Origin of the sequence: Streptomyces sp. Y7 (assembly GCF_043195415.1) — a bacterium.
In the GTDB taxonomy this organism is placed as follows: domain Bacteria; phylum Actinomycetota; class Actinomycetes; order Streptomycetales; family Streptomycetaceae; genus Streptomyces.
Map to the genome: position 1 here is coordinate 1,050,765 of NZ_JBIDDQ010000002.1, position 24,933 is coordinate 1,075,697.

Consider the following 24,933-nt stretch of genomic DNA (forward strand, 5'->3'; position numbering starts at 1 on the left):
CTACCAGGTGCGGGTGTGGATCCGGCACCATCGACACCGCGCCGACGGCCTACGACCACACCGCCTCGGCCACCGACACGCCGAGGAAGGCCGCGCCGAGGCCCACGAGCACGCTCCCCACGACATTGCCGACGGCGTACAGCCCGGCGCCCGCCTCGGTCAGCCGCAGGGTCTCGTAGGAGAAGGTCGAGTAGGTGGTCAGGGCGCCGCACAGTCCGGTGCCGAGCAGGAGCTGGAGGTGGGAATGCGCGGCCCCCGAGGCCGCCGCGCCGGTGAGGAGGCCGAGGATCAGACAGCCGAAGGCGTTGACGAGAAAGGTGCCCCAGGGGAACACGGAGTCGTGCCGGGACTGCACCGCGCGGTCGGTGAGATAGCGCAGGGGTGCCCCGACGACCGCGCCCGCGACGACCAGAACCCAGTTCACGACTGCTTCTTACCTTCCCTGTCCGGTGCGCCCGGCGTGTCGTCGCGGCCGGTGTACCTGATGACCTCACAGCCGTCGAGGGTGACGAGCCCTTCGCGGACGAGTTCGTCGAGCTGCGGCAGGAAGGCGCGCACCCGCTCCTCGGTGTCCACGATCACGACGGCGACCGGAAGGTCCTCGCTCAGGGACAGCAGCCGTGAGGTGTGGATCAGGGAGGACGCGCCGAAGCCCTCGACGCCGCGGAAGACGCTGGCACCCGCCAGGCCGGCCGCGTGGGCGCGGTGCACGATCTCGGAGTAGAGCGGCTTGTGGTGCCAGGTGTCGTGCTCGCCGACGAAGACGGTCAGGCGCAGGGCCCTGCCGGTCAGCCTGGTCATGACTGCCTCCGCTTCAGGGCCCACCGCGCGGCCGCCGAGGCGAGCCCGACGGCCGAGAGCGCCGCGATCAGGGTGGCGGCGAGGTAGGCCAGCGCGGTGCGCGGGCGGCCGTCGTCCACCAGGCGCTGGATGTCGACGGCGTACGTCGAGAAGGTGGTGAAGCCGCCGAGGACGCCGGTGCCGAAGAAGGGGCGGACGAGTCGGTGGGCGGCCCACACCTCGGTGATGACGACCATGAACACGCCCATCACGGCGCAGCCGACGACATTCGTCCAGAACGTCGCCCAGGGGAAGCCGCCCGGCCGGCCCGGCAGCCACAGGGCGAGCGCATACCGGGCCGTCGCGCCGACGGCTCCGCCGACCGCGACCACCACCACGACCGGTGCCTGCGTCCGCCAGGCCGGCTGCCGCGCGGGTCCTGCGGGAGCGCGCAGGCTGTCGGTGTCCGGGGTTGTCATGGGCGTACGTCTCCTACTCGCCTGGGCGGCCCGGGCATGCGGGCCTCGCGGTTGCAAGTAGGGACCGTTGGCGGCAGCACTGCCGCGGTTCGGGTACGGCGGGCCCCACCGCCGCGCCGCGACCGGGGTCGCGGCCGGTCAACAGGGTAACTCCGGGCCCGGGGAGGGGGCGATTCGGGGACGGGCGGCCGGCGCTCGGCATGCTCGTCGGATGCGGCGCGGCTACTGTCGAAGAGCCCGCTGAGCGGCCGAGGAGAAGGAGCGTGGTCGGCGTGGCGCGCAATCGCCGTCTGATCCTGAGCTCGCCGTCGGAGGTCTGGAGCCTGTTGTCCGACGGCCGCCGCTACGGGGAGTGGGTCACCGGAACGCAGCAGGTCCTCGCCGTGGACCCCCACTGGCCGGACGTGGGCTCCCGGCTGCGTGTCCGGGTCGGTATGGGCCGGGTGACCCTCGACGACACCGTCGTGGTCCGCATCAGCGAACCGGGGCGGCGTCTGGAACTGGAGGCGAGGGCGGAGCCGTTCGGCGCGGCCCGCGTCGCCATGAGGCTGATCCCGTGGGGCGAGCACACCCTCTTCGTCATCGACTGGCACCCGCTGCGGGGGCCCGGGACCCGGATGCACGGCCTGCCCGTGGACTACGTCGTAGCGATCCGCAACGGCATGATGCTGACGAAGCTGGCGCGGATCGCGGTGCGTGAGCATGGCGAACCGCTGGGAGGACCGCGGTAGGCCGCCGTTCGGGTGCGGGTGTGCCGTGGCCGGTCGCGGCCACGCGACGCAGTCGCACATCGATATGGCGCGCGCCCCTCAAGGGCGCGCGGGCGCGCCCGCTACCACCCCTTGTCGAACATGCGGGCCACCTCCGCGATGCGTATCTCGTCCCGCCGGTAGTGCACGCGCTGCCGGATCCGCTTTCTGCGCAGCAGGCCGATGTCGACGAGGAGGCCGAGGTGGGTCTCGGCGACCTCGGGCGGTACTCCGAGCTTCGCGGCGACCGCGTCGGCGGTGACGCCGTCCTCGGCCGGGTCCCCGAGGCACCCGTCCGGGAAGTGTGCGGCCGGGTCCTTGAGCCACTCCAGGATCTCCAGGCGCCGCCGGCCGGCGGGAGTCCTCAGCATCTCGTCTCCCTCCGTCGGGCCGCGTCGTGGCACGTGCTCCCACTGTCCCGCAGCGGCCGTCGCCGTGTCCGGGACTCCGCGAGCCTTGTCCGGTACCGAACGGCCGTACGACATGGGGCGGTTCACGGCGGACGTGCGGGGGCCCGGCCGCGCGGGTGCGACCGGGCCCTTTCGTCACTCCCTCAACGGTGGCTGAACCACGTCGTCGAGGACAGAGCCCGGTCGTCGTAGCCGAACAGGGCCTGGTTCTCCCAGCCGTTGCCGGAGGTGGCGTCGGCCGGGTCCCAGCCGTTGCCGGTGACGGCGGTCCAGGTCGCCTCCCAGTAGAAGACGCCGAGACCGCGGCCGCCCGGAACCGCCTCCACGATGCTCGCCACGTCGTTCATCCACCTGGTCTGCCCCGCCACGGTGGCGGGGTAGCCGGCGACCAGTTCGGCGCCGGTGTCGATGATGTTCTCGTGCGCGTCCTCGCTGTCCAGGCGGAACGGGTAGGCCGTCTCCGCGACGAACACCGGCTTGCCGTAGCGGGCGGCCGCGTCGTCGAGGGTGGTCTGGAAGTCGTACAGCGTGCCGTGCCAGTAGCCGTAGTACGACAGGCCGATGGCGTCGAACTTCACGCCGTTCGCGACGGCGTTGTCGAACCACCAGCGGGTGCCGGACAGGTCGCCGCCCTTGGCGAGGTGCAGCGCGACCGTGGTGGACGAGCTGACCGCCTTGACCGCGTCGTAGCCGGAGTTGAGCAGGCCGGCGAGCTGCGGGAAGTTGTCGGTGGAGCCCTCGGACCACAGCATGCCGCCGTTGATCTCGTTGCCCACCTGGACCATGTCGGCGGTGGTGCCCTGCGCCTTCAGCGCGTTGAGCACGTCGTACGTGTGGTGGTACACGTCGGTCTTCAACTGGCTGTAGGAGTGCCCGGACCAGGCGGCCGGCTTGCTCTGGGCGCCCGGGTCGGCCCAGGTGTCCGAGTAGTGGAAGTCGACCAGCAGCTTCATGCCGGCGGCCTTGACGCGCTTTGCGGTGGCGAGGACGCGTGCCTTGTTGTTGTAGCCGTCGGCCGGGTCGACCCAGACCTTCAGGCGCGCGTAGTTCATGCCGGCGTTCTTCAGGATGGCGACCGGGTCGCCCGTGCTGCCGGAACCGGTCTTGTAGGTGCCGCCCTTGGCCTCGCTCTTGGCCAGGGAGGAGATGTCCGCTCCGTGGATCGACGTGCCGCCCGTGCCGGAGGCGAAGGTCAGGTCGTCGACGTTCAGCCAGTTGCCCGCGTTCGCGTCGCTGTTGACGCTGATCGTGCACTGGTTGGCGGTCACGCTGACCGGCACGACGATCCTGATCCAGCCGCTCGCGGAGACCGGCAGGTCGGTGCGCTGCTCGGCGCCGCCGCAGTTCTTCAGCGCCAGGTACGCGGAGTTCTGGCCACCGCCGGAGCGGACCCAGGCGGTGAGCCTGTAGTTCCCGTTGGTCAGCCCGGACAGGTACTGGTAGGTCTCCACCTTGTACGCCGACGAGGACCAGTGCGTCAGGCGGTAACTGCCGCCGTGGCCCCCGGACTCCGTGAAGGAGGCGGAGTTCTGTCCGGCCGCCGAGTAGGTGGACCAGCCCGCCGGGGTCGCGGTGCCGGTGCCGTCCGACTCGAATCCGCCGTTGGTGAGCGTGCTCGCCGCCGAGGCGGTCTGAGCGGGCAGGGCGGTCAGGGCGAGTCCGGCGGCCGGCGGTATCAGCAGGGCTCGGAGGATGCGTCTGGGATGGAACATCTTCGTCCGTCGTCCCTTCGACGTAGGGGTTGGGGGTTCCCCGTCGCCGCACCGGTGCGGTGCGGCGGCGAGGAGCCCCTCCGCCCGCGGCTCGCGGCACGCGCGGGCGGAGGGGAGTCGGCTCAGCCGTCGAGTCGTACGACCCGGACGGCTCCCGCGGGCACCTCCAGGCGGCCCGCGGCGCGTTCACCGGTCAGCAGCTCGGTGCCGGGCGCCTCCAGCGGCACCTTGGCGTCCGACGCGGTGTGGTTGACGGCGAACAGGTAGCTGCCCGACTCGCCCGCGCGAAGCACCACTTCGACGTCCCTGGGCACATCGGCACGCGGCGCGACCTGCGCGTCCTCGATCGCCCGGCCGAGCAGCGCGTCGAGGCCCTCGGCGCCCAGGCGGGTGGAGACGTACCAGGCGGTGCCCTCGCCGAGGCGGTGCCTGGTGACGGCGGGGTGGCCGGCGGTCAGGCCGTCGGCGTAGGTCCACACGGTCTCGGCGCCGCGCGGCACGACGAACTCGGTCCACACGTCGCCGCTGAGCTCGGAGCCGTCCGGGCCGGTGACGCGGACCGACTGGTCGCGGAGCAGGGGCGAGAACTCCTCGACGGTCAGGCCGAGGACGTCCCGCAGCGGTCCGGGGCAGGCGCCCTCGTGCACGGCGTCGTGCTCGTCGACGATGCCGGAGAAGTACGACACGACGAGGGTGCCGCCCCGCTCGACGTACTCCCTGAGGTTGTGTCCGGCCGCCTTGGTCATCAGGTAGAGCGCGGGCACGACGACAAGGGGATACCTCGACAAGTCGGCTTCCGGGTGGGCGAAGTCGAGGGTGAGGTGGCGGTCGTAGAGCGTCTCGTAGAAGGCGTCGGCGCGCTCGCGCGGGTCGTGGTCCTCGCTGGGACGCCAGTCGAGGTTCTGCGCCCACCAGGAGTGCCAGTCCCACAGCATCGCCACGTCGGCCTGTGTGCGGGTGCCGCGCACGGTGCTCAACGAGTCGACGGCGGCGCCGAGTTCGACGACCTCGCGCCATACGCGGGTGTCGGTGCCGCCGTGCGGCAGCATCGCCGAGTGGAACTTCTCGGCGCCGCGCCGGGACTGCCGCCACTGGAAGAACATCGCGCCCTCGGAGCCGCGCGCCACATGGGCGAGGGAGTTGCGGGCCATCTGGCCGGGGGCCTTGGCGGGGTTGCGCGGCTGCCAGTTGACGCCGGAGGTGGAGTGCTCCAGCAGGAGCCAGGGCGCTCCCTGGGCCACCGAGCGGGTCAGGTCGGCGGCCATGGCGAGGTTGACGTGGGTGCGGCGGCCGTCGGTGATCAGGTAGTGGTCGTTGGTGACGATGTCGACCTCGCGGCCCCACGCCCAGTAGTCGACGGAGTCGCACTGGCTGAGCGCCGTCATGAAGTTGGTGGTGACCGGGACGCCCGGCGCGAGGCGGTGCAGGATGTCCCGCTCCATGCGGAAGTTCTCGCGCATGGTGGCGTCGGCGAACCGCTTGTAGTCCAGCGCCTGGGCCGGGTTGACGGCCGTCGGCGTCGTGCGCGGCGGGTTGATCTGCTCGAAGTCGCCGTAGCGCTGGCCCCAGAAGGCGGTGCCCCAGGCCGCGTTGACCGCCTCGACCGTTCCGTACTCCGCCGCCAGCCAGCGGCGGAAGTGCGCGGCGCAGGAGTCGCAGTAGCAGGCCGAGACGGGGACGCCGTACTCGTTGTGCACGTGCCACATCGCCGTCGCCGGGTGGTCGCCGTAGCGTTCGGCGAGCGCGGTGGTGATGGCCGCGGCGGCGGTGCGGTAGTCGGCGTTGCTGTGGCAGACGGCGGCGCGCGAACCGAACTCCAGGCGTACGCCGTCCGGTGTGACGGGCAGGGCCTCGGGGTGGGCCCGGTAGAACCAGACCGGCGGGCAGACGGTGGGGGTGCCCAGGTCGACGCGGATGCCGTTCTCGTGCAGCAGGTCCAGTACGCGGTCCAGCCAGCCGAAGTCGTACTCCCCCGGTGCGGGTTCCAGCAGGGCCCAGGAGAAGATCCCGACGCTCACCATCGTGACGCCGGCCTCCCGCATCAGCCGGACGTCCTCCTGCCAGACGTCTTCCGGCCACTGCTCGGGGTTGTAGTCCCCACCGAAGGCGAGCCCGGTGAGGCCCCTGGGGTTGTTCTCCGGCATGGATCTCTCCCGATTAATCGATCATTTGGGAACGTGCACAGACGCGATCGGCGGTGCGAGCCCAACATAACCGCAAAGCAACAACCATTGACAAGTGTCCGGGATGTTTCTCTACTGTGAACGCTCACAGAAGCATGGCAGGTCTCCGCAGCAGGCGGAGGCCCCAGGTCAGGGGAGAGATCCATGCCCATCACGAAGCGCCGACGGCTCGTTCTCAGAAGTGCTGCCACCTGCGTCGCCGTCGCCCTCGGCGCCACCGCCCTCACCGCGTGCGGCTCGTCAAAGGACGACAGCGGGGCCGAGTCCGGGCCCGTCTCGCTGACGTACTGGACCTGGACGCCCGGCATGGACAAGGTCGTCGACCTGTGGAACGAGGGTCCGGGGAAGAAGGACCGGATCACGGTCACGGTCAAGAAGCAGGCGTCCGGCGACACGCTGGTCACCAAGATCCTCACCGCGCACAAGGCCGGCAAGGCCCCCGACCTGGTCCAGGCCGAGTACCAGGCGCTGCCCACGCTCGTCAGCAACGACGCCGTCGCGGACATAGCGGGCGATGTCGGCGACGCCAAGGGCAAGTTCGCCGACGGTGTCTGGCAGCAGACGACCCTGGGCACGGACGCGGTCTACGCGGTCCCGCAGGACATCGGGCCGATGATGTTCTACTACCGCGAGGACCTCTTCAAGAAGTACGGCCTGACGGTCCCGGCCACGTGGGAGCAGTTCGCCGAGACGGCCCGCGCGCTGAAGAAGAAGGCCCCGGACACGGACCTGACCACCTTCTCCGCCAACGACTCCGGCCTCTTCGCGGGCCTCGCCCAGCAGGCCGGCGCCCAGTGGTGGACGACCTCCGGTGACAAGTGGAACGTCGGCATCGACGACGCCGCCACCCGGAAGGTCGCCGAGTTCTGGGGCGGCCTCGTCAAGGAGGGCGCCATCGACAACCAGCCGATGTACACGCCGGCCTGGAACAAGGCCCTCAACACCGGCAAGCAGATCGCCTGGGTCTCCGCCGTGTGGGCGCCCGGCACCCTGACCACGGCCGCGCCCGACACCAAGGGCAAGTGGGCCATGGCCCCGCTCCCCCAGTGGTCGCAGTCGGACAAGGTCACCGGCAGCTGGGGCGGCTCCTCCACCGCCGTCACCACCGACTCCGACCACAAGGCGGCCGCCGCGAAGTTCGCCGCCTGGCTGAACACCGACGGCGACGCCCTGCAGGCACTGGCCAAGGAGAGCGGCATCTACCCGGCCGCCACGAACGCCCAGACCAGCGGCGCCTTCGCCACCCCGCCGGACTACTTCTCGAACCAGTCGGACTTCTACACCGAGGCCGCCGAGATCGCGAAGACCACCGCCCCGTCCGCCTGGGGCCCGAACGTGAACGTCGCCTACACGACCTTCAAGGACGCCTTCGGCAAGGCGGCCAAGGACAAGTCGGACTTCGGCGCCGCCCTGACGACCATGCAGGACGACACGGTCGCCGACCTGAAGAAGCAGGGCTTCGAGGTCTCCGAGTGACCAGCACGAACCGGAGGGCGTACGGGGTGAAGGGGGCCTCGTACGCCCTCCCGTCTCCCACCACCACCCTCAAACGAGCGCGCAGCGCCCCCTATCTTTTCCTCCTGCCCGCGACCGTCCTGTTCCTCCTGTTCTTCGCGCTGCCCATCGGCTACGCGGTCTGGCTCAGCTTCCGCAAGGTGCAGGTCTCCGGGCTGGGGCTCGGGGCCGGAGCCCGCAAGGAGGTCTGGGCCGGCCTGGAGAACTACACCGACGCCCTCACCGACGACGAACTGGTCGCCGGCGCCCTGCGCGTGCTCGGCTACGGCTGCATCGTGGTGCCGGTGATGCTGGGCCTCGCCCTGCTGTTCGCGCTGATGCTGGACTCCGAGAAGGTGCGGCTCGCGCCCGTCACGCGGCTCGCGATCTTCCTGCCGTACGCCATCCCCGGCGTCGTGGCGGCGCTGCTCTGGGGCTTCCTGTACCTGCCGGACGTCAGCCCGTTCTACTTCGTGCTGGAGAGACTGGGCCTGCCGCAGCCGGACCTGCTCGACGGCGGTCCGCTGTACCTCGCGCTGTCGAACATCGCGGTGTGGGGCGGCACCGGCTTCAACATGATCGTCATCTACACCTCGCTGCAGGCGATCCCGACCGAGGTGTACGAGGCGGCGCGGCTGGACGGCGCCACGCCGCTCCAGATCGCGCTGCGCATCAAGATCCCGATGGTGGCGCCGTCGCTGGTGCTGACCTTCTTCTTCTCGATCATCGCCACGCTCCAGGTGTTCAACGAGCCGACCACCCTGAAGCCGCTCACCAACTCCGTGTCCACGACCTGGAGTCCGCTGATGAAGGTGTACCAGGACGCCTTCGGCAAGGGCGACATCTACGCGGCGGCCGCGCAGGCCACGATCATCGCCCTGGCCACGCTGCTGCTGTCGTTCGGCTTCCTGCGGGCCGCGAACCGTCGCAACAAGCAGGAGGCAGCCCGATGAGCTCCCTAGCCGTCGGCCAGGCCGACACGGCCGCGGACGCCGCGCCCGGCACGGACCGGAGTCGGCCGCCGCTGCGCCGCCGGATCGCGCTGATCCCCACGGTCACGCTGCTGCTCGGCGCGCTGTACTGCCTGCTGCCCGTCGCCTGGGTGGTGATCGCGGCGACCAAGTCCGGCAGCGAGCTGTTCTCCACGTTCACCTTCCTGCCGGGCACGGGCTTCACGGACAACTTCGCGGACCTGAGCGCCTATCGCGACGGCGTGTACTGGCGGTGGATGGGCAACTCCGCCCTGTACGCCGGTCTCGGCGCCCTGCTGTCGACGGTCGTCTCGGCGGTGAGCGGCTACGCGCTCGCGATCTACCGCTTCCGGGGCCGCGAGGCGCTCTTCAATGTGCTGCTGGCCGGTGTGCTGATGCCACCGGTGATCCTCGCCGTCCCGCAGTACCTGCTGCTGGCGCAGGCCGACCTGACGGACTCGTATCTGTCGGTGCTGCTGCCGCAGATCCTCTCGCCGTACGGCGTCTACCTCGCGCGGATCTACGCGGCCGCCGCCGTGCCCTCCGACGTGGTGGAGGCGGGCCGGATGGACGGGGCGAGCGAGTGGCGGATCTTCACCCGCGTCGCGCTGCCCATGATGGTGCCCGGGATGGTGACGGTGTTCCTGTTCCAGTTCGTGGCGATCTGGAACAACTTCCTGCTGCCGTACATCATGCTCAGCGACGACGAGCGGTTCCCGATCACGCTGGGTCTGTACACGTTGCTCGAACAGGGCGCCAACACCCCCGCGCTGTACACGCTGGTGATCACCGGGGCGTTCCTCGCGGTGCTGCCGCTGGTGGCGCTCTTCCTGGTCATCCAGCGGTTCTGGAGTCTGGATCTGCTCTCCGGGGCCGTAAAGTCATGACCATGAGCAACACGGGGGGCCGACGCAGACCGCCGACGATCCACGACGTGGCGCGCGAGGCCGGAGTCTCACGGGGCACGGTCTCGCGGGTGCTCAACGGCGGGCACTACGTCAGCCCCGCCGCCCAGGAGGCGGTCAACGCGGCGATCCGCAGGACGGGTTACGTCGTCAACCGGCACGCCCGCTCGCTGATCACGGGACGCTCGGACTCGGTCGGCTTCCTGCTGACCGAGCCGCAGGAGCGGTTCTTCGAGGACCCCAACTTCAACGTCCTGCTGAGCGGCTGCACCCAGGCCCTCGCCGCGCACGACATTCCGCTGCTGCTGATGCTGGCGGGCACGAAGGACGAACGGCGGCGCATCACGCGGTACATCACCGCCGGTCATGTCGACGGGGTGCTGCTGGTCTCCAGCCACTCCGGTGACCGCGTCGCCGAGGAGCTGCGCGAGGCGGGTGTGCCTCTCGTCCAGTGCGGCAAGCCGATGGGGCTCGGCTCCAAGGTGAGCTATGTGGCGGCGGACGACCGCGACGGTGCCCGTGACATGGTGCGGCATCTGCTGTCCCTGGGCCGCCGCCGGATCGGCGTGGTCAGCGGTCCGCTGGACACCCCGGGCGGTGTCGACCGTCTCGCCGGCTACAAGGAGGTCCTGACGGAGGCGGGCGTCGAGATCGACGAGCGGCTCATCACCTCCGGCGACTACAGCCGGGCCAGCGGCGAGGCGGGCGCCGAACGGCTGCTGGCGCAGGCACCGGACGTGGACGCCCTGTTCGTGGCGTCCGACCTGATGGCACAGGGCGCTCTGGCCGCGCTGGGCCGGGCGGGCCGGCGGGTCCCCGAGGACGTGGCGGTGGGCGGCTTCGACGACTCCGCCGCGGCGACGGAGGCCACTCCCGCCCTGACGACGATCCTCCAGCCCTACGACCGGATCAGCGCCGAGATGGTGCGGCTGCTGCTGGCGCAGATCGGCGGTGAGGACCCGGCGGCGGTGATACTGCCGACCGAGCTGGTGAAGCGCCAGTCGACGTGACGGTCCGGGCGGGCCGCCGGGCGGGCCGCGGTGCTCGGACCGGCGGCGCGCGCTCGGACCGCCCACGGCGCTCGGCGAACGGTCAGGATTCGAGAAGTCATGACCCGCTCCCCCGTCCTAGCGTGAGAGCACCGGCGAGACGCGCCGGCCCCGCTTCACCCCAGGAGGACGTCATGACCGCCGGAGTCAACACGATCATCTATCCCGTCAAGGACCTCGCCCGGGCGAAGGCCCTGTTCAGCGCGCTGCTGGGCACGGAGCCGTATGCGGACGAGCCGTACTACGTCGGCTTCAAGGACGCCGGGCAGGACGTCGGCCTGGACCCCAACGGGCACTCCAAGGGCATGACCGGCCCGGTCCCCTACTGGCACGTGGCCGACATCAGGGCGTCCCACGCGGCCCTGCTGGAGGCGGGCGCCGAGTCGCTCCAGGACGTGCACGACGTCGGCGGCGGCAGGCTGATCGCCTCCGTGAAGGACGCGGACGGCAACCTCGTCGGGCTGCTCCAGGACCCGACCGGCTGAGCCGCACCGCAGCCGGCGCTGCCGTTGCGCGCGCACTAGTTGCACGGTCAACAAATGGCCGGATCGGTGTTACCGTGCGGGTATGGCAGTGAAGACGGCCGACGCGGGGCTCGAGGAACGGTGGCGGGACATCCTGTCCGTGCACGCGCGCACGATGTGCGAGATCGACCGTGTGCTGCATCCGCACGGACTGGGTGCGAGCGACTTCGAGGTCCTCGACATCCTCGCGACGGCGACGCCCGCGCAGGGCGAGCAGTGCCGGGTGCAGAACCTCGTCGGACGGGTCCACCTCAGCCAGAGCGCCCTGTCCCGGCTCATCGGCCGGCTGGAGAAGGACGGTCTGCTGGAGCGTTCCGTCTGCATGGAGGACCGGCGCGGCGTGTACGTCACCCTGACCCGAAAGGGCCGTGACCTGCACGCCGAGGTCCTGCCGTTGCAGCGGGGCGCGCTGGCGCGCACGCTGACCGGCTGACGGCGGCGACGACGTTCGGCCGCGACGCCGTCGTGGCTGGTCGCGCGGTTCCCCGCGCCCCTCGGGGCGATGCCGTGAGCGGCGTCTAGAGGGCGAACTCCACCCCGTCCGGCAGGACTTCCACCCCCGCCTCCGATATCTGGGCGCGGGCCGCCGACGCCGGGTCGAGCAGGGGGTTGGAGTCGGCGAGGTGGGTGTAGACGCGGCGGGCGTGCGGGTGGCGCGTCAGGGCGGTCAGGCTGCCCGCCGGTCCGGAGACGGGCAGGTGGCGCCCCGTGTCGCCCGTCTCGTCGGCCGCGAAGTGGGTGCCGTCCAGGACGACGCCGTCCGCGTCCGCGACCAGGTCGTCCAGGAGCGTGGACCACGCGCTCACGCGGGGCGCGTAGACCAGGACGCGCCCGGTGGCCAGGTCCTCGATGCGGTACACCGTCACCCAGCGGCGGTCCGAGGAGCGGCCCGGCACGTACGCCGGTGGCCTCCCGGGGACCGGATGTGCCGTGACGACCAGCCCGCCGGCCAGCACGAACCCGCCCTCGGTGAGGCTGTCCGCCCACTCCCACGGGGCGTGGCGGTCCAGGCCCGCCCGTGCCGGGGCGAGGGCGGCCAGTACCGGCGGGGCGGCGTAGGTCTTGAACCGCGCGGCGTCGCGCAGTACGGCCAGGCCCGCTACGTGATCGAGCTCCGCGTCGGTCAGCAGCACGCCCCGCACGGGGGTGTGCCGGGGGCCGGGCCACAGGGCGGAGGCGGCGCCGAGCTGGGCACGGATGTCGGGCGAGGCGTTGAGGAGCCACCAGTCGCGCGAGTTGCCGGTGACCGCGGCGCACTCCGGACCGCGCGCGGGCAGCTTGCCGTCGCGGGCGGCGTCGCACCGCACGCAGGCGCAGTTCCAGCGCGGGAACCCGCCCGAGGCGGCGGTGCCGAGCAGGACGACCCTCAAGACGACCCCCCACCCCTTCGCGTCGGCCCGTCCGGTGGGATCTTCCCGCTCCGTACGGCCGAACCACCCTGTGGCAGGGAGCAGTTCCGGCCGACCTTTCCCATTGTCCGCGAGGCGGCCGGTGACCGCAGCGGCCTGCCGAGCCAGGGCCGCCCGGGGGAAATCCGGCCAGGAGGCAGGGGTCACGCACGAAGGGGCCGGGCGGCGCAGCTACGGCCGTCCAGCCCCTTGGCGGGTTCCTCCCTCGCGCGGCTAGGGTCGCGCCAGCAGGGTCCGTACGCCCTCCGACGTCAGGGTCAGCGGGTGCGCGGAGCCGGCGTCGATGCTCAGGGCCAGGTCCTCGGAGGGCCACTGGGAGGCCAGCGCGCCCAGCGGCACCAGGCGGTAGCGCGAGATGTAGGGCAGCAGCTCGGCCATCGCGGGCTCGGAGGTGAAGACGGGGACGATCGGTTCCCCGCCCGGCCGCTCGATGACCGGAAGCGCCACGGCCGCGGGGTCGGTGGCGTCCTCCTCGCCCACGTCGTCGGGCACGGGGACGAGCACGTCGCTGCTCGCGAGTGTGTCCAGCGCCGCCCTGTCCTCGGTGTTGTCGGCCAGGGCGTCCAGTGCCCGCCGGGCCGGTGTGGCGTTGTGGTTGTTCGCGGGTGTGTCCATGGCAGATCCCCTGTCAGCGACGGTAGTGCGGTCCGCCCGGGGCATGATCGCGGGGTGCTGGACCCCGGCGCGGCCCTGCTCACGTACCCGATCCGGACTGGAGCATTCCTATGGATGTCCAGAGGTCAGGGCATCCGATGTCCGCAGGTCAGGGGATCATTGCGCGGGGGCCGGACAGAAGTGCCGAGACGATCGCGGTTGACCGGCGGGTGGGCGGCTCGGCGATGCCGGGGCCACGTGGGGCCCGTACGTCGCCGCGCCCCGGACAGGGCGCCGCGTCGCTCGCCGTCGCGGGCGCAACGGGATCCGGCCGTGCGGAAGAGGGTGCTCTGTCGGACGTCCCAGGTCATGCCGTCCGTGCTGGAACCCGGAGGCCGCCCCGGGGGGCCGGCCGGACATCGCCGGTGCCGAAGCCTCCCGCGATCAGTCGTAGCCTGAAGGGAAGGACAGCTCCCGTCCTCGTGGGCACGGGAGGCGCGTATGCGTTACGACGACCGCAGTGCGGCCGGGCGGCTGCTGGCCGAGGAGCTTCAGGAGCTGCGCGGCCGGGACGTGGTGGTGCTGGGCCTGCCGCGCGGCGGTGTGCCCGTGGCGGCGGAGGTGGCCCGGCGGCTGGACGCCCCGCTGGACGTCCTGGTGGTGCGGAAGCTGGGGGTGCCCGGGCAGCCGGAGTGGGGGTTCGGGGCGGTCGGCGAACACGGGGTCCGGGTCCTCAACCGCGATGTGATCAGCCAGGCCGGGCTGGTCCCGGCGCAGCTGGAGGCCGTGGAGGCGGCCGAGCGGGCCGAGCTGGAGCGGCGGGTGCGCGGCTACCGGCGGGGACGGGAGCCGTTGCCGGTGAACGGGCGTGCCGCGCTCGTGGTGGACGACGGGCTCGCCACCGGAGCCACGGCCGAGGCCGCCTGCCGGGTCGTCCGCGGTCAGGGGGCGGACCGGGTCGTGCTCGCGGTACCGGTGGGGCCGGCGCACGGTGTGGCCCGGCTGCGGCAGGTGGCGGACGAGGTCGTCTGCCCCCAGACGCACCGGATCCTCGGCTCGGTGGGTGCCTGGTACCGGCACTTCGGCCAGGTCCCGGACGCCGAGGTCACGTCCTTGCTCGCGCAGGCCGGCCGGCCCGGGTCCCCCTCCCCCGCCGCGAGCTCGCCGCCGTCGGACCGCGAGGTGCTGATCCCGGCGGCCGGCTCCCGGGTGGGCGCCCGGCTGGTCGTGCCGGACGGGGCCGCGGCGGCGGTCGCCTTCGCGCACGGCAGCGGCAGCAGCCGGCACAGTCCGCGCAACCAGTACGTCGCCTCCGCCCTCAACCGGGCGGGGCTGGCCACGCTGCTGCTGGACCTGCTCACCGACGGCGAGGCGCACGACCGGCACAACGTCTTCGACATCCTGCTGCTCGCCCGGCGACTGCACGCCGCGTCGGTGTGGCTGCGGGAGGAGACCGGCCTGCCCGTGGCCTACTTCGGAGCCAGTACCGGGGCCGCCGCGGCGCTGGAGGCGGCCGCGCTGTCCGGTTCCGACGTGCGTTCCGTCGTCTCCCGCGGTGGCCGTCCCGATCTGGCCACACCGGCGGCGCTGGCCCGGCTGCGGGCGCCGACGCTGCTCATCGTCGGCAGCAGGGACACACAGGTGCTCAGCCTCAACCGGCTGGCCGCCGACCGGATGCACTGCGAGCACCGCATGGCGGTCGTACCCGGCGCCACCCATCTCTTCGAGGAGCCCGGCACCCTCACCACCGTCGCCGAACTGGCCCGCGACTGGTTCACCGCCCACCTCGGCCGGCCCACCACGGGCACGCCACCACGCCGTTCGGCCTGAACCGAAGGCGGGCGGCCGCAACGGGTTTCGGCCAGCCCGGAAGCGCTGGTTCCGTCATCCTCCGGGGTCATGGAGATTGAGTGTTGAACTTATGCCTAAACTCTGGATCCTGCACGGAGAGGGTCCCTTACGTGAGCGAACCGAACGATCCCGTCTGCCCGGAGTGCGGCACGCCCCGGGCGTCCGACGGCACCCCCGACTGCGCCTGCGCGCGGCGCGCCTCCGACGCCCGTCGGGACGCGCGCGCGGCGGAGCGGGCGGCCGCGGAGGACTTCGATCCGGTACGGATACGCCCGTTCGTGGAACTCGACGACGCCGTCGCAGCGGACCACGCCGAAGGCGAAGTTCCCCTGGCGTCAAGGGACTTGGCGGATCCGGACGCGGTGCCCGCCCGCACTCCCGGCGCGCAGGAGACCCACGACGAGGCGGCGCTCTCCGACCCGCCCGCCGCCACCGGAACCCGGCGCGGGAAACGCGCCCTCGTCGCCACCGGAGCCGGCGCCACCTTGGCCGTCCTGCTGACGGGCGCTTTCCTGGGCGGGCTGTTCACCTACGAGAGCCCCTCGCGCGACGATGCCGTGTCCGACGACGTCCGCGCTCCCGTCCCGGACGCGACCACCGAGGACGGCACCTCCCCGGAGGGCGAGTCCTCGGCCGTACCCTCCGCGTCGCCGTCCGGCAGCGCGACCCCGTCCGCCGGCACGACCGCGAGCTCCGACTCCCCCACCCCGAGCGCCACTTCCGCCACCCCCACCACGGCCCCGTCCAGCACCGGTGCCACCGCCACCGCGGCACCCGAGCCGAGCGACGCGGAGGCCCGGCCCCCGGTCCTGCGCCGCGGCGACCAGGGACCGGAGGTCGTCGAACTCCAGCTGCGCCTGCGCCAGATCGGCCTCTACTCGGCGGACGCGGACGGCGACTTCGACCGCCAGGTCGAGAGCGCCGTCCGCACCTACCAGCTCACCCGCGTCATCCTCGACGACGAGTCGGGCGTCTACGGCATCCCGACCCGCACGTCGCTGGAGGCGCAGACGTCGGAGCCGTGACGAGTCAGCGGCGCCGGCCGGCGTCGCCCCTGCCACGGGGCAGGACCCGCCACGGCAGCGCCCGTTCGTCCGCTCCCCCGGCCCCGTCGCCGACCACGCGATACACGGACGCACCGGGCACCCGCGCCACGGTCTCCGTCAGCCGGCCGTCCGTGAAGAGCGCACCGGTGCCGTCATCGAGGGCCCAGCCGGCGGGCAATGCTCCCGTCGCCACGGCCGACCGGTAGGAATGGCGGCGCCCGGGTTCACTGTCGTAATGCGGGCACACCGACCCCGGCAGCAGACCCAGGCCGTCCGGCAGATGGGTGAGCGGGCCGAAGGAGTCCGTGTGCGAGCCCCGCGCCCAGCAGTTGGCGCCCGCGCTGATGCCGCACAGCAGCGTCCCGCGGTCGTGGGCCTCGCGCAGCAGCCGGTCCAGGCCGTGCACACGCCACACCGCGAGGAGGTTGGCGGTGTTGCCGCCACCCACATAGACGACGTCCTGGGCGAGGACGAAGGCGCGCAGGGCGACGTCGTCGAGCTTCCTGTCGAACAGGTGCAGAACGGACGGCTCGCAGTCCGGGCGGTCACGGAAGGCGCCGAGGAACTTCTCGGCGTACCCGGGGGCGTCACCGCTGGCGGTGGGCAGGAAGCAGACCTTGGGGCGGGACGTGCGCGCGTGTCCCAGGAGCCAGTCGTCCAGCAGCCCGTCCTCGTCGGTGGAGAAGCCACCTCCGAGGAGAGCCACCAGGTGTCGGGGGCTCATGTCGTGCTCACCGGGACGGCTCTTTGTCCAGGGCCGGGCTGGGTGGGCCCGTTTCCTGGGTGCGTACGGGGGCTCGGCGGAGGGGCAGGGTGCCGAGGAAGCCGAGTGCGAGGGCCGCGAGGACGCCCAGGTTGGCGTAGGCCCAGGCGCCGGTTCTGCCGCCGAGGCCCAGGGGATCCAGGAGATAGCCCTGCCACTGAAGCCAGTGCGCCGTGGAGTTGGTCACGAGGCCCCAGCAGAGGGCGGTGGCCGTGAGCGTGAGCAGGAGCGGGGTGAGCGGGACGTCGCCGTAGCGGCCGGCCGGGCGGTAGAGATCGGGTTCGTCGTAGTCGCGGCGGCGCAGGGCCAGGTCGGCGAGCATGATGCCGCACCAGGCGGCGACGGGGACGCCGGGCGGGTCCGGTGAGGTGATCACCCCGGCATCGTCGCACCGCGCACCCCGCCGGGGAAGGCGGAGCCGGCCGGGACGCGGCGGGTGCGCCGAGCAGGCCGGTCAGCAGTGCGTCCGCGGCAGGTCCGAGCAGCCGCTCGCCGTCGGGTGCGGCCTCCAGGCCGGCGACCAGGGCGAGGCAGACGTCGGCGGCCACGTCGGGCCCGAGTGTGCCGGACGTCCCGGACTCGGCGAACTCGGCGCGCAGCAGCCGCCGCAGATCGCCGTGGAACGTGCCGCAGAGGTCGCCGCACAACCGGGCCTTGTCGGGGCAGTCGTACGCCGCGTCGAGGACCTCGTCGAGCCGGTCGGCGGCCATGGTTCAGCCCAGCTTCTTCAGCAGTTCGACGGCGAGCGGGGCGGAGGAGGCGGGGTTCTGGCCGGTGACGAGGTTGCGGTCGACGACCACGTTCGGCGCCCACGGTTCACCGACCTGGACATCCACGCCTGCCTCGGTGAGCCGGTCCTGGAGGAGCCACTCGGCCTTGTCGGCGAGGCCGCCCAGGGTCTCCTCGGTGTTGGTGAACGCGGCCACCCGGTAGCCGGCGAACGCGTTGGCGCCGTCGTCGCCGGTGGCGGCGAGCAGTGCGGCCGGGCCGTGGCAGACCACGCCGAGCGGCTTGCCGGAGTTGAGGGCCAGGGTCAGCAGCCGGCCGGAGTCGGCGTCGACCGCGAGGTCCTCCATCGGGCCGTGTCCGCCGGGGTAGAACAGGGCGGCGTAGTCGTCGACGCGCACGTCCTCCAGCCGGACCGGCTCCCGCAGCTCGGTCATGGTGTCGAGCAGAGCGGCGATGCGGTCGGCGTTCTCCTGACCGCCGTTGGCCTCGGCCGCGAGGCTGCCCTTGTCCACGGGCGGTACGACACCGCCGGGCGTGGCCACGACGACGTCGTGACCGGCGGCCCTGAACGCCTCGTAGGGTGCGGCGGCCTCCTCGGCCCAGAAGCCGGTGGGGTGCTTGGTGCCGTCGGCCAGCGTCCACTGGTCGGCGCCGGTCATCACGAACAGGATCTTCGACATGAGGGGCTCTTTCGCGAGGGGGTTCCTGGAGGTCCTGACGCTGTACGCGCAGATCGTCAGGACGTCGACGGCTCGACGGTACGCACCCCCACCCATCGGATTCCAATAGGCTTCTCCATATGAGACATAGGGATTCCAATGGCGAGGAGGAAGGGGGCCGGCAGCCGGGCGGAGCGGCGTCGGTGGACCTGAACCTGCTGCGTACGTTCCTCGCCGTCTACCGCACCGGCTCCTTCACCGCCGGCGCCCGGCTGCTGGGCCTGTCCCAGCCCACGGTCACCACGCAGATCCGCACGCTGGAGCGGCAGCTGGACCGGGAGCTGTTCGAGCGGCTGGCGCGCGGCGTGGCCCCCGTCCCCTACGCCGACCAGCTCGCCGCCCGGATCGTGGAGCCGCTGGACGCACTCGCCACGGTCACGGGCCCGGGCGGCTCCCCCGACGTGCACCCCGCGGAACCCGTGCACCTCGCCGGCCCGGCCGAGCTGCTGACCCGTCGCGTCCTGCCGGCCCTGGCCCCGCTGGTCGACCGGGGCGTTCGCCTGCGCATCACACCGGGCCTGACCGAACCCCTCCTGGAGGACCTGCGGGCGGGCCGCCACGACCTGGTGCTGGCGACCTACCGGCCGCGCGGTCGCGCCCTGGCGTCAGTACCGCTCGCCGACGAGGAGTTCGTGCTGGTCACGGCTCCGGTCTGGGCGCGGCGCATCGGCGGTCCGGCGCGGCTCGCGGCGGACGGGCCGGCCGCGCTGAACGGCGTGCCGCTGGTCGCCTACGCCGAGGACGTGCCCATCGTGCGCCGCTACTGGCGGCACGTCTTCGGCAGGCGTCTGGTGCGCCATCCGGCGGTCACCATGCCGGACCTGAACGCGGTGACCGCAGCGGTGGCCGGCGGTACGGGGTTCAGCGTGCTGCCCCGTTACCTGTGCTCGGCCGAACTGGCCTCGGGCGCGCTGACCCTGCTGCACGACCCGGACGATCCGCCCATCAACACCGCCTTCCTCGTCCAGCGCCCGGGCTCTTCCGCCAACCCTCATGTCGCCCTGGTCCGGGACCATCTGCTGGAGATCGCGCGCGACTGGTGAGGCACGCGGCTCATCCGGTGTCGGCCCGCAGGGCGTGCGTGCGCAGCGCCAGCAGGGCCTCGAACCGGAAGCGCGGGTCGCCGAGCCGGTCGCCGAACAGCGCCTCCAGCTGCCGCAGGCGTTTGCGGGCGGTCTGCGGATGGATGCCCAGCGCCTGGGCGACCTCCGGAGCGGTGCGGCCCCACGACATCAGCAGGGCGTCCAGAGTCTCGGCGAGCCGGGCGGCCCGCCCGCGGGGCAGGTCGGCGAAGACACCCAGCACCCGGCGGCCGAGCAACTGCCCGATGGGGGCGCCCCGCAGGAGGTACAGCTCGGCCAGCTCGTCGTCGACGCGCAGGAAGGCACCGGCGCCGCCCGGCCCGGCCGGCAGGTGCGCACGGCGGTCGACGGCGAGGCGGGCGCACTGCAGGGACAGCCAGGTCTCGTGCGGGGGCACGGCCGGGCCGACGACGGCGACGCGCTCCCGGGCGGCGTCCCGTACCCGGTCGATCAGGCCGCTCGTCTCCGGTTCGGGCACGATCAGCACGAGGTCGCTGCCCCGGCTGAGGGAGAGCACCGCACCGTCCGCGCCGGGCACCGGCAAGCGCCCCGCCGATCGCACGATCACGGTCGCGACGGCGCGCGGGAGCACCCAGCGGGCCCGCTCCGCCAGCGGCCCCAGCGCCTCGCGCTCCTGCCCCCTGGGGGGCTCCAGCAGCCGTTCGGCCAGCGCCCCGCGGGCCCGTTTCACCTCGCCCTCCGAGCGCAGCTGCGCGGCGAGGAAACCTTTCACCGACTCGTTGGACAGCGCGTTGATGTGCACCAGCACGGCCTCGTGCAGGGTCAGGACGGTGGCGGGCGGCAGCGTCGCCTCCTGCACGAACTCGGCGTAGCGCCGGCTTCCGACCCGCGCGCCGACCCGGAAGGCGGCCTGAAGGGAGTCCGTGGTCCGGCCGTTGAGGAACTCGACGCGCCCGAGGTGCCGGAAGTGGTCGAGGTGGTGGTCCTGTTCGCTGTCGGGGTGCTCGATCAGCTCCGCGAACTGCAGCACGGCCCGGCGGATCGATGCGGTCAGATCGCGGCCGACGGCGGAGTCGAGCGGCCGGCGGTAGGCGGGGACCTCGTCGCGGATCGCCCGGGTCATGTCGGCGACGATGTTCTCGGTGCGGGAGCGGATGAGCGCGGCGAGCACCGGCGGCAGCTCGTGCCAGGGCTGGCGCGTGAACGTCTCGGCCCGTGCCGTCATCGCGGTGGCTCCGTCCCCGGCGGATGAGGAATCGCGCGGGAACGGCGCGCTCTGCATCGGTGGCCGGCGGCGCGCGCAGAAGCTGCGCCTGATGAGGCACGGCCCGGGAAAGGTGTCACGCCCATGACATCTTCCTCGTCTCCCTCGGCGGCTCTCCTGGTCGACTCCCGCGGGCGACGCGAGTGTTGATCCGACGTTACGCGCCAGTAGCTTCCGTGTCCCCCTCTTGTGACAAGGCTTCATCTCGTCCCGGCCGATCCCCTCGCGGCCGGGCCGCACGGATGCACCGGCGCTCCCCACGAACAGTCAGAGGAGCCCCGCATGCGCATCCGCGGACTGCGACACACCCGACGCCGGCGCCCGGTGACCACCGCCCTGGCCGGGCTCACGGCGGCCGCCTGCTGTGTCGGCATGGCCGGCGCCGACCCGTCCGGGGCGACGCCGGACATGAGCGACGCGGTGCCGGTCGCGGCGTCCGAGCCGGTCGGCCCGCCCCAGGACGACTTCGCGTCGGCGTTCGCGTACTCCCTCGCGCACCCGACAGCCGTGCCCTCCGGTGCCAACGACTTCGCCTGCCGCCCCGACGCCGCGCATCCACGTCCCGTCGTCCTCGTGCACGGCACCCTGGAGAACCGCTACGACAACTGGGCGGCACTGGCCCCGCGGCTGAAGGAGGCCGGGTACTGCGTCTTCGCCCTCAACCACGGCGGCAGTTCCGGACCGCTGCTCGGTACCGAGGACATGACCACCTCGTCCCGGCAGCTCGCGGACTTCGTCGACCGGGTCCTGGCCGCCACCGGCGCGGCCGAGGTCGACCTGGTCGGGCACTCGCAGGGCGGCATGATGCCGCGCCATTACATCAAGAACCTCGGGGGCGCGGCGAAGGTCGACAAGCTCGTCGCCCTGACCCCGTCCAACCACGGCACCACGTTCTCGGGCCTCGGACTGCTCGCCCTGGTGATCCCGGGCGGCAACGCGGTCCTCGGCGCGGGCTGCAAGGCGTGCAGCCAGCAGCTCGTCGGCTCCGGCTTCCTCAGGGAGCTGAACGCCGGCGCCGAGACCGACCCGGGCGTCACCTACACGGTGATCACCACGCGGTACGACGAGGTCGTCACCCCGTACACCTCGGCCTACCTGGACGCGGCCCCCAACGTCACCAACGTCACGCTCCAGGACCTGTGCCCCGGCGACTTCACCGACCACATCGGCATCACCTACGACGACCTGGCCACCGGGCTGGTGTTCAACGCCCTGGATCCGGCGCACGCACAGCGCCCCGCCTGCTGACGCCATGCCCCGTGGCCGTGCGGCCACGGGGCATGCTCAGTACTTTTTCGCGCCCGCCACGATCGCCTCCCGGATGCGGTGGTACGTCCCGCAGCGGCAGACGTTGCGGATCTCGTCGAGGTCGGCCTCGCTGATCTCGCGACCCTCCTCACGGGCCTGGCGGACCTTGGCGACGGCGGTCATGATCTGGCCGGGCTGGCAGTAGCCGCACTGGGCGACGTCGTACTCCAGCCAGGCCTCCTGCATCGGGTGCAGTGCGCTGCCGACCGTGGCGGGCAGGCCCTCGATGGTGGTGACCTCGTCGGTGGGGCGCAGGTCCTTCACCGGGACCGAACAGGGGTTGAACGCCTTGCCGTTGATATGGCTCGTGCAGGCCTGGCAGACGCCGAGCCCGCAGCCGTACTTCGGTCCGGTGACGCCGAGGACGTCGCGCAGCACCCACAGCAGCCGGACGTCGTCCTCGATGTCCACGGTCACGGGCTCGCCGTTGAGGATGAAGGTGTGTTCGGGCACGGGAGCTCCTAGAAGGCGCGGCTCAGGCCGTCGGTGGGGGACGCGGGGATCGGCGGGGTGGTGGGCAGCGGTTCGAAGCCGAGCGGTTCGTCGTGGTTGAGCGGGAACGTCGTCGGCATGGTGCCGGTCGCACGTCCGTAGGCACAGGCCACGGCCGCCATCGCGCCCGCGACGGCCAACTCCCCGGCGCCGCCGGGGGTGTCGGTGGCCGGCGGCATCACGATGATCTCCAGCTCCGGCGGGGTGTTCCACTGGCGGGTGTAGAAGTAGTTGTCCCAACTGCCCTCCAGGAAGCGCCCGTCGGCGAGGTGCAGTCCGGAGCTGAGCGTGATCGCGATGCCGTCCATGATGCCGCCCATCATCTGGGCCTGAAGGCCGCGCGGGTTCACCGCGAGACCGACGTCCACCGCGCACACGACCTTCGTCACGCGCGGGCCGGTGTAGGCGTCCGGGATCTCCCGTCCGGTGGTCTCCGGGCGGCAGTCGATCTCGGCGAGGACGGCGACGTACGCGTGATACTCGGGGTGCAGCGCGATGCCCTGCGCCGTCCCGGCCGGCATGGCGCGGCCCCACTCCCCCGCCTCGGCCACCCTGTCGAGGACGGCGCGTGCCCGCTCGTCCTTGAGGAAGGAGCGGCGGAACCGGTAGGGATCCTTGCCCATGCGCCTGGCCAGCTCGTCCACCACCAGTTCCTGGGCGCAGCGCACGTTGGGTGAGTAGATGTTGCGCATGGAGCCGGTGTTGAAGCCCTTGTCGGTCTCGCTGAGGAGCTGGGTGACGACACCGAAGTGGTAGGGGGTCTGCTGGGTGAGGGTGAAGATCGTCTCGGAGAAGGTGAGGTCGCCCACGGGCAGGCGGCTGGCCTCGGCGGTGATGATCTCGCCGACGCCGTGGCCGAAGTCCGTGGCCACGGAGGTGTGGCGCTGGTCGTAGGTGAGCACCTGCCCGAGCGCGTAGGTGGCGCGGACGCGCGAGGTGGACATGGGGTGGGTGCGGCCCTGCCGGAAGTCGTCGGTGCGGTGCCACATCAGCCTGACCGGCTTGCCCATGGCCCGCGAGATCTCGGCGGCCTCACCGGCGCCGTCGTGGAACAGCTTGCGCCCGAAGGAACCGCCGCCCTCCGTCACATGGACCTTGACGGCGCTCACCGGGAGTCCGAGCTTGAGCGCGATCTCCTCCTGGGCGACGATCGGCGCCTTCAGGCTCGCCCAGATCTCGGCCGAGTCCTCGCGCACGTCGGCGACGGCGCAGTTGGTCTCCAGGGCGCTGTTGCTGGCGAAGTGGAAGGTGAACCGGGCGTCGACGGACTTGGTCAGCAAGTCGAGTCCGGGCAGCGGGAGTTCGGCCCTGCGCAGCTCGGCGCGGATGCTGTCGTCGGAGGCGTTCTCGGCGGTTCCGGGTCCCCAGTCGACCTGGAGCGCGCGTACCGCGTCGATGCACTGGCCGAAGGTGCGGCCGCGCACGGCGACGCCGGTCGGGACACGGACGACGTCGGTGATGCCGGGCATGGCCCGCACGGCGTCCAGGTTCCGCACCGAGCGGACGGTGCCGTTGATCGTCGGGGGGCGGCACACCATCGCCGGCAGCGCGTCCGGCACCCGCACGTCCATGGCGAACTTCTTGCGGCCGGTGACCGCCTCCAGCGCGTCGACGCGTCGCCGCGCGGTGCCGATCACCTTGAAGTCGGCGGGCTCCTTCAGGGTGACGGCCACCTCGCCGGTGGCCACCGAGGCGGCCTTCGTGGCGAGTTCGCCGTAGCCGAGGCTCCTGCCGGTCACGGTGGAGGTGATGACCCCGGCCTTCGCCCTCAGCGTGCCGACCACCTCTCCGAGTTCGAGCGCGGCGGCCCTCAGCAGGCGGTCACGGGCGACGGCCGCGGCGACCCGGATCGGGGTGTAGGTGGAGATGGTGGTGTTCGAGCCGCCGGTGAGCTGGTTGAACAGCAGCTCGGGCCGGGCGTCGGCGAGGGTGACGCGGATCCGCTCCAGCGGCAGGTCCAGTTCCTCGGCGACGAGCATCGCGCTGGAGGTGGTGATGCCCTGGCCGACCTCGGCCCGCGGCAGGGCGAAGGAGGCCGTGCCGTCGCTGTCGAGCCGGATGGTGATCAGGTTCGCCGTGGGCAGCGCGGCGTGGGTGAGCATGTCGTTGAGGTCGTAGATCTCCGCCGGGCCGGGCAGTGAGGGGACCGCCGCGGCCGCCTCGGTGGGCGCGAGGGCCGCCTCCCCGAGGGGTGCGGCGACGGTCAGGGTCGAGGCGGCGACCACGTAGCCGAGGAAGCGGCGTCGGCTGAAGCCGTCGGGGTCGGTGCCGGACGCGGTGTCCGGCCGCTCGGAGCGGTCGTGGGTTCCCATCGGCGGGCCTCCCGGCGAGGTGACGTGCGGCCGTGCTCGGCGGCTCCTGACTGTGCACGGCCCGCACGCGTTGCGGAAGATCCTGGCGGCGCTTCGACACGCAACGCCCACAACTCGCCTCACCTGTGACGCTCCGGGACCGGCGAT

At 72.3% G+C, this 24,933-nt stretch carries 24 protein-coding genes and 1 pseudogene; 11 read left to right on the forward strand and 14 right to left on the reverse strand.

Features of this window, described 5'->3' with window-relative positions:
* Positions 1-49: 49 nt before the first annotated feature.
* Genes crcB (ACGFW6_RS10350) through crcB (ACGFW6_RS10360) form a run of 3 tightly spaced genes read right to left on the reverse strand, consistent with a single transcriptional unit; the run spans position 50 to position 1,259 of the window.
* On the reverse strand, positions 50-424 hold the full coding sequence (gene crcB, locus ACGFW6_RS10350) for a fluoride efflux transporter CrcB (RefSeq protein ID WP_393506706.1): 375 nt from the start codon (positions 422-424) through the stop codon (positions 50-52).
* Complete coding sequence (locus ACGFW6_RS10355) at positions 421-801, reverse strand: DUF190 domain-containing protein (RefSeq protein ID WP_393506708.1); 381 nt, start codon at positions 799-801, stop codon at positions 421-423. The genes crcB (ACGFW6_RS10350) and ACGFW6_RS10355 overlap by 4 nt, the downstream gene beginning before the upstream one ends.
* Positions 798-1,259: a fluoride efflux transporter CrcB gene (gene crcB / locus ACGFW6_RS10360; protein ID WP_393506710.1), complete on the reverse strand. Its 462-nt coding sequence runs from the start codon at positions 1,257-1,259 to the stop codon at positions 798-800. Before crcB (ACGFW6_RS10360) ends, ACGFW6_RS10355 begins: the two co-directional genes overlap by 4 nt.
* Before the next feature lie 272 nt (positions 1,260-1,531).
* Between crcB (ACGFW6_RS10360) and ACGFW6_RS10365 the strand changes: the two genes are divergently transcribed.
* Positions 1,532-1,990 carry an SRPBCC family protein gene (locus ACGFW6_RS10365; protein ID WP_393506712.1) on the forward strand — a complete coding sequence of 153 codons (459 nt, stop codon included), beginning with the start codon at positions 1,532-1,534 and terminating at the stop codon, positions 1,988-1,990.
* 101 nt (positions 1,991-2,091) lie between these two features.
* On the opposite strand, the gene ACGFW6_RS10370 is transcribed toward ACGFW6_RS10365, so the two are convergent.
* The 3 genes from ACGFW6_RS10370 to ACGFW6_RS10380 all read right to left on the reverse strand — a co-directional run bounded on the left by ACGFW6_RS10370 (position 2,092) and on the right by ACGFW6_RS10380 (position 6,274).
* Positions 2,092-2,379 carry an ArsR family transcriptional regulator gene (locus ACGFW6_RS10370; protein ID WP_393506714.1) on the reverse strand — a complete coding sequence of 96 codons (288 nt, stop codon included), beginning with the start codon at positions 2,377-2,379 and terminating at the stop codon, positions 2,092-2,094.
* A 182-nt stretch (positions 2,380-2,561) separates the two neighbouring features.
* Complete coding sequence (locus tag ACGFW6_RS10375; RefSeq protein ID WP_393506716.1) at positions 2,562-4,130, reverse strand: arabinogalactan endo-beta-1,4-galactanase; 1,569 nt, start codon at positions 4,128-4,130, stop codon at positions 2,562-2,564.
* 122 nt (positions 4,131-4,252) lie between these two features.
* On the reverse strand, positions 4,253-6,274 hold the full coding sequence (locus ACGFW6_RS10380) for a beta-galactosidase (RefSeq protein WP_393506718.1): 2,022 nt from the start codon (positions 6,272-6,274) through the stop codon (positions 4,253-4,255).
* Positions 6,275-6,457: 183 nt separating this feature from the next.
* On the opposite strand from ACGFW6_RS10380, the gene ACGFW6_RS10385 reads away from it, so the two are divergent.
* From ACGFW6_RS10385 to ACGFW6_RS10410, 6 genes are all read left to right on the forward strand, one after another.
* Positions 6,458-7,789, forward strand: coding sequence for an ABC transporter substrate-binding protein (locus ACGFW6_RS10385; RefSeq protein ID WP_393506720.1), 1,332 nt, complete (start codon positions 6,458-6,460; stop codon positions 7,787-7,789).
* Positions 7,786-8,760 carry a carbohydrate ABC transporter permease gene (locus tag ACGFW6_RS10390; RefSeq protein WP_393506722.1) on the forward strand — a complete coding sequence of 325 codons (975 nt, stop codon included), beginning with the start codon at positions 7,786-7,788 and terminating at the stop codon, positions 8,758-8,760. The genes ACGFW6_RS10385 and ACGFW6_RS10390 overlap by 4 nt, the downstream gene beginning before the upstream one ends.
* Positions 8,757-9,665, forward strand: a complete 909-nt coding sequence (locus tag ACGFW6_RS10395) for a carbohydrate ABC transporter permease (RefSeq protein ID WP_393506724.1) — start codon at positions 8,757-8,759, stop codon at positions 9,663-9,665. The genes ACGFW6_RS10390 and ACGFW6_RS10395 overlap by 4 nt, the downstream gene beginning before the upstream one ends.
* Complete coding sequence (locus tag ACGFW6_RS10400) at positions 9,662-10,693, forward strand: LacI family DNA-binding transcriptional regulator (protein ID WP_393506726.1); 1,032 nt, start codon at positions 9,662-9,664, stop codon at positions 10,691-10,693. Before ACGFW6_RS10395 ends, ACGFW6_RS10400 begins: the two co-directional genes overlap by 4 nt.
* A 173-nt stretch (positions 10,694-10,866) precedes the next feature.
* Positions 10,867-11,217 carry a VOC family protein gene (locus ACGFW6_RS10405; RefSeq protein WP_393506728.1) on the forward strand — a complete coding sequence of 117 codons (351 nt, stop codon included), beginning with the start codon at positions 10,867-10,869 and terminating at the stop codon, positions 11,215-11,217.
* 82 nt (positions 11,218-11,299) lie between these two features.
* On the forward strand, positions 11,300-11,689 hold the full coding sequence (locus ACGFW6_RS10410; RefSeq protein WP_393506730.1) for a MarR family winged helix-turn-helix transcriptional regulator: 390 nt from the start codon (positions 11,300-11,302) through the stop codon (positions 11,687-11,689).
* An 85-nt stretch (positions 11,690-11,774) separates the two neighbouring features.
* Here ACGFW6_RS10410 and pqqB read toward each other — a convergent pair whose 3' ends face one another.
* Both pqqB and ACGFW6_RS10420 read right to left on the reverse strand, forming a co-directional pair.
* Positions 11,775-12,626, reverse strand: coding sequence for a pyrroloquinoline quinone biosynthesis protein PqqB (pqqB, locus tag ACGFW6_RS10415; protein WP_393506732.1), 852 nt, complete (start codon positions 12,624-12,626; stop codon positions 11,775-11,777).
* A gap of 252 nt (positions 12,627-12,878) precedes the next feature.
* Positions 12,879-13,280 carry an SseB family protein gene (locus ACGFW6_RS10420; RefSeq protein WP_393506734.1) on the reverse strand — a complete coding sequence of 134 codons (402 nt, stop codon included), beginning with the start codon at positions 13,278-13,280 and terminating at the stop codon, positions 12,879-12,881.
* Between the two features lie 480 nt (positions 13,281-13,760).
* On the opposite strand from ACGFW6_RS10420, the gene ACGFW6_RS10425 reads away from it, so the two are divergent.
* Positions 13,761-15,089 (forward strand): phosphoribosyltransferase family protein, encoded by a 1,329-nt coding sequence (locus tag ACGFW6_RS10425; protein WP_393506736.1) that lies wholly within the window; start codon positions 13,761-13,763, stop codon positions 15,087-15,089.
* A 131-nt stretch (positions 15,090-15,220) separates the two neighbouring features.
* A complete protein-coding gene (locus ACGFW6_RS10430) occupies positions 15,221-16,135 on the forward strand; it encodes a peptidoglycan-binding protein (protein WP_393506738.1) in 915 nt (304 codons plus the stop codon).
* Between the two features lie 4 nt (positions 16,136-16,139).
* On the opposite strand, the gene ACGFW6_RS10435 is transcribed toward ACGFW6_RS10430, so the two are convergent.
* The 3 genes and pseudogenes from ACGFW6_RS10435 to ACGFW6_RS10445 form a co-directional block, all read right to left on the reverse strand.
* Positions 16,140-16,880 carry a Type 1 glutamine amidotransferase-like domain-containing protein gene (locus ACGFW6_RS10435; protein ID WP_393506740.1) on the reverse strand — a complete coding sequence of 247 codons (741 nt, stop codon included), beginning with the start codon at positions 16,878-16,880 and terminating at the stop codon, positions 16,140-16,142.
* Between the two features lie 7 nt (positions 16,881-16,887).
* A pseudogene (locus ACGFW6_RS10440) lies at positions 16,888-17,271 on the reverse strand (allantoin permease); the annotation flags it as partial.
* Positions 17,272-17,632: 361 nt separating this feature from the next.
* Positions 17,633-18,328, reverse strand: a complete 696-nt coding sequence (locus ACGFW6_RS10445) for a type 1 glutamine amidotransferase domain-containing protein (RefSeq protein WP_393506741.1) — start codon at positions 18,326-18,328, stop codon at positions 17,633-17,635.
* A 119-nt stretch (positions 18,329-18,447) separates the two neighbouring features.
* On the opposite strand from ACGFW6_RS10445, the gene ACGFW6_RS10450 reads away from it, so the two are divergent.
* The gene (locus ACGFW6_RS10450) at positions 18,448-19,410 is read left to right on the forward strand and encodes a LysR family transcriptional regulator (RefSeq protein WP_393506742.1); all 963 of its coding nucleotides are present in this window, start codon (positions 18,448-18,450) and stop codon (positions 19,408-19,410) included.
* A gap of 10 nt (positions 19,411-19,420) precedes the next feature.
* Here the strand turns inward: ACGFW6_RS10450 and ACGFW6_RS10455 are convergent, their stop codons facing one another.
* Positions 19,421-20,635: a helix-turn-helix domain-containing protein gene (locus ACGFW6_RS10455; RefSeq protein WP_393506743.1), complete on the reverse strand. Its 1,215-nt coding sequence runs from the start codon at positions 20,633-20,635 to the stop codon at positions 19,421-19,423.
* A 321-nt stretch (positions 20,636-20,956) separates the two neighbouring features.
* On the opposite strand from ACGFW6_RS10455, the gene ACGFW6_RS10460 reads away from it, so the two are divergent.
* Complete coding sequence (locus tag ACGFW6_RS10460) at positions 20,957-21,922, forward strand: esterase/lipase family protein (RefSeq protein ID WP_393506744.1); 966 nt, start codon at positions 20,957-20,959, stop codon at positions 21,920-21,922.
* Positions 21,923-21,958: 36 nt separating this feature from the next.
* Here ACGFW6_RS10460 and ACGFW6_RS10465 read toward each other — a convergent pair whose 3' ends face one another.
* Together ACGFW6_RS10465 and ACGFW6_RS10470 are read right to left on the reverse strand one after the other, a co-directional pair.
* Positions 21,959-22,435 carry a (2Fe-2S)-binding protein gene (locus tag ACGFW6_RS10465; protein WP_393506745.1) on the reverse strand — a complete coding sequence of 159 codons (477 nt, stop codon included), beginning with the start codon at positions 22,433-22,435 and terminating at the stop codon, positions 21,959-21,961.
* An 8-nt stretch (positions 22,436-22,443) separates the two neighbouring features.
* Positions 22,444-24,786 carry a molybdopterin cofactor-binding domain-containing protein gene (locus ACGFW6_RS10470; RefSeq protein WP_393506747.1) on the reverse strand — a complete coding sequence of 781 codons (2,343 nt, stop codon included), beginning with the start codon at positions 24,784-24,786 and terminating at the stop codon, positions 22,444-22,446.
* Positions 24,787-24,933: the final 147 nt, after the last annotated feature.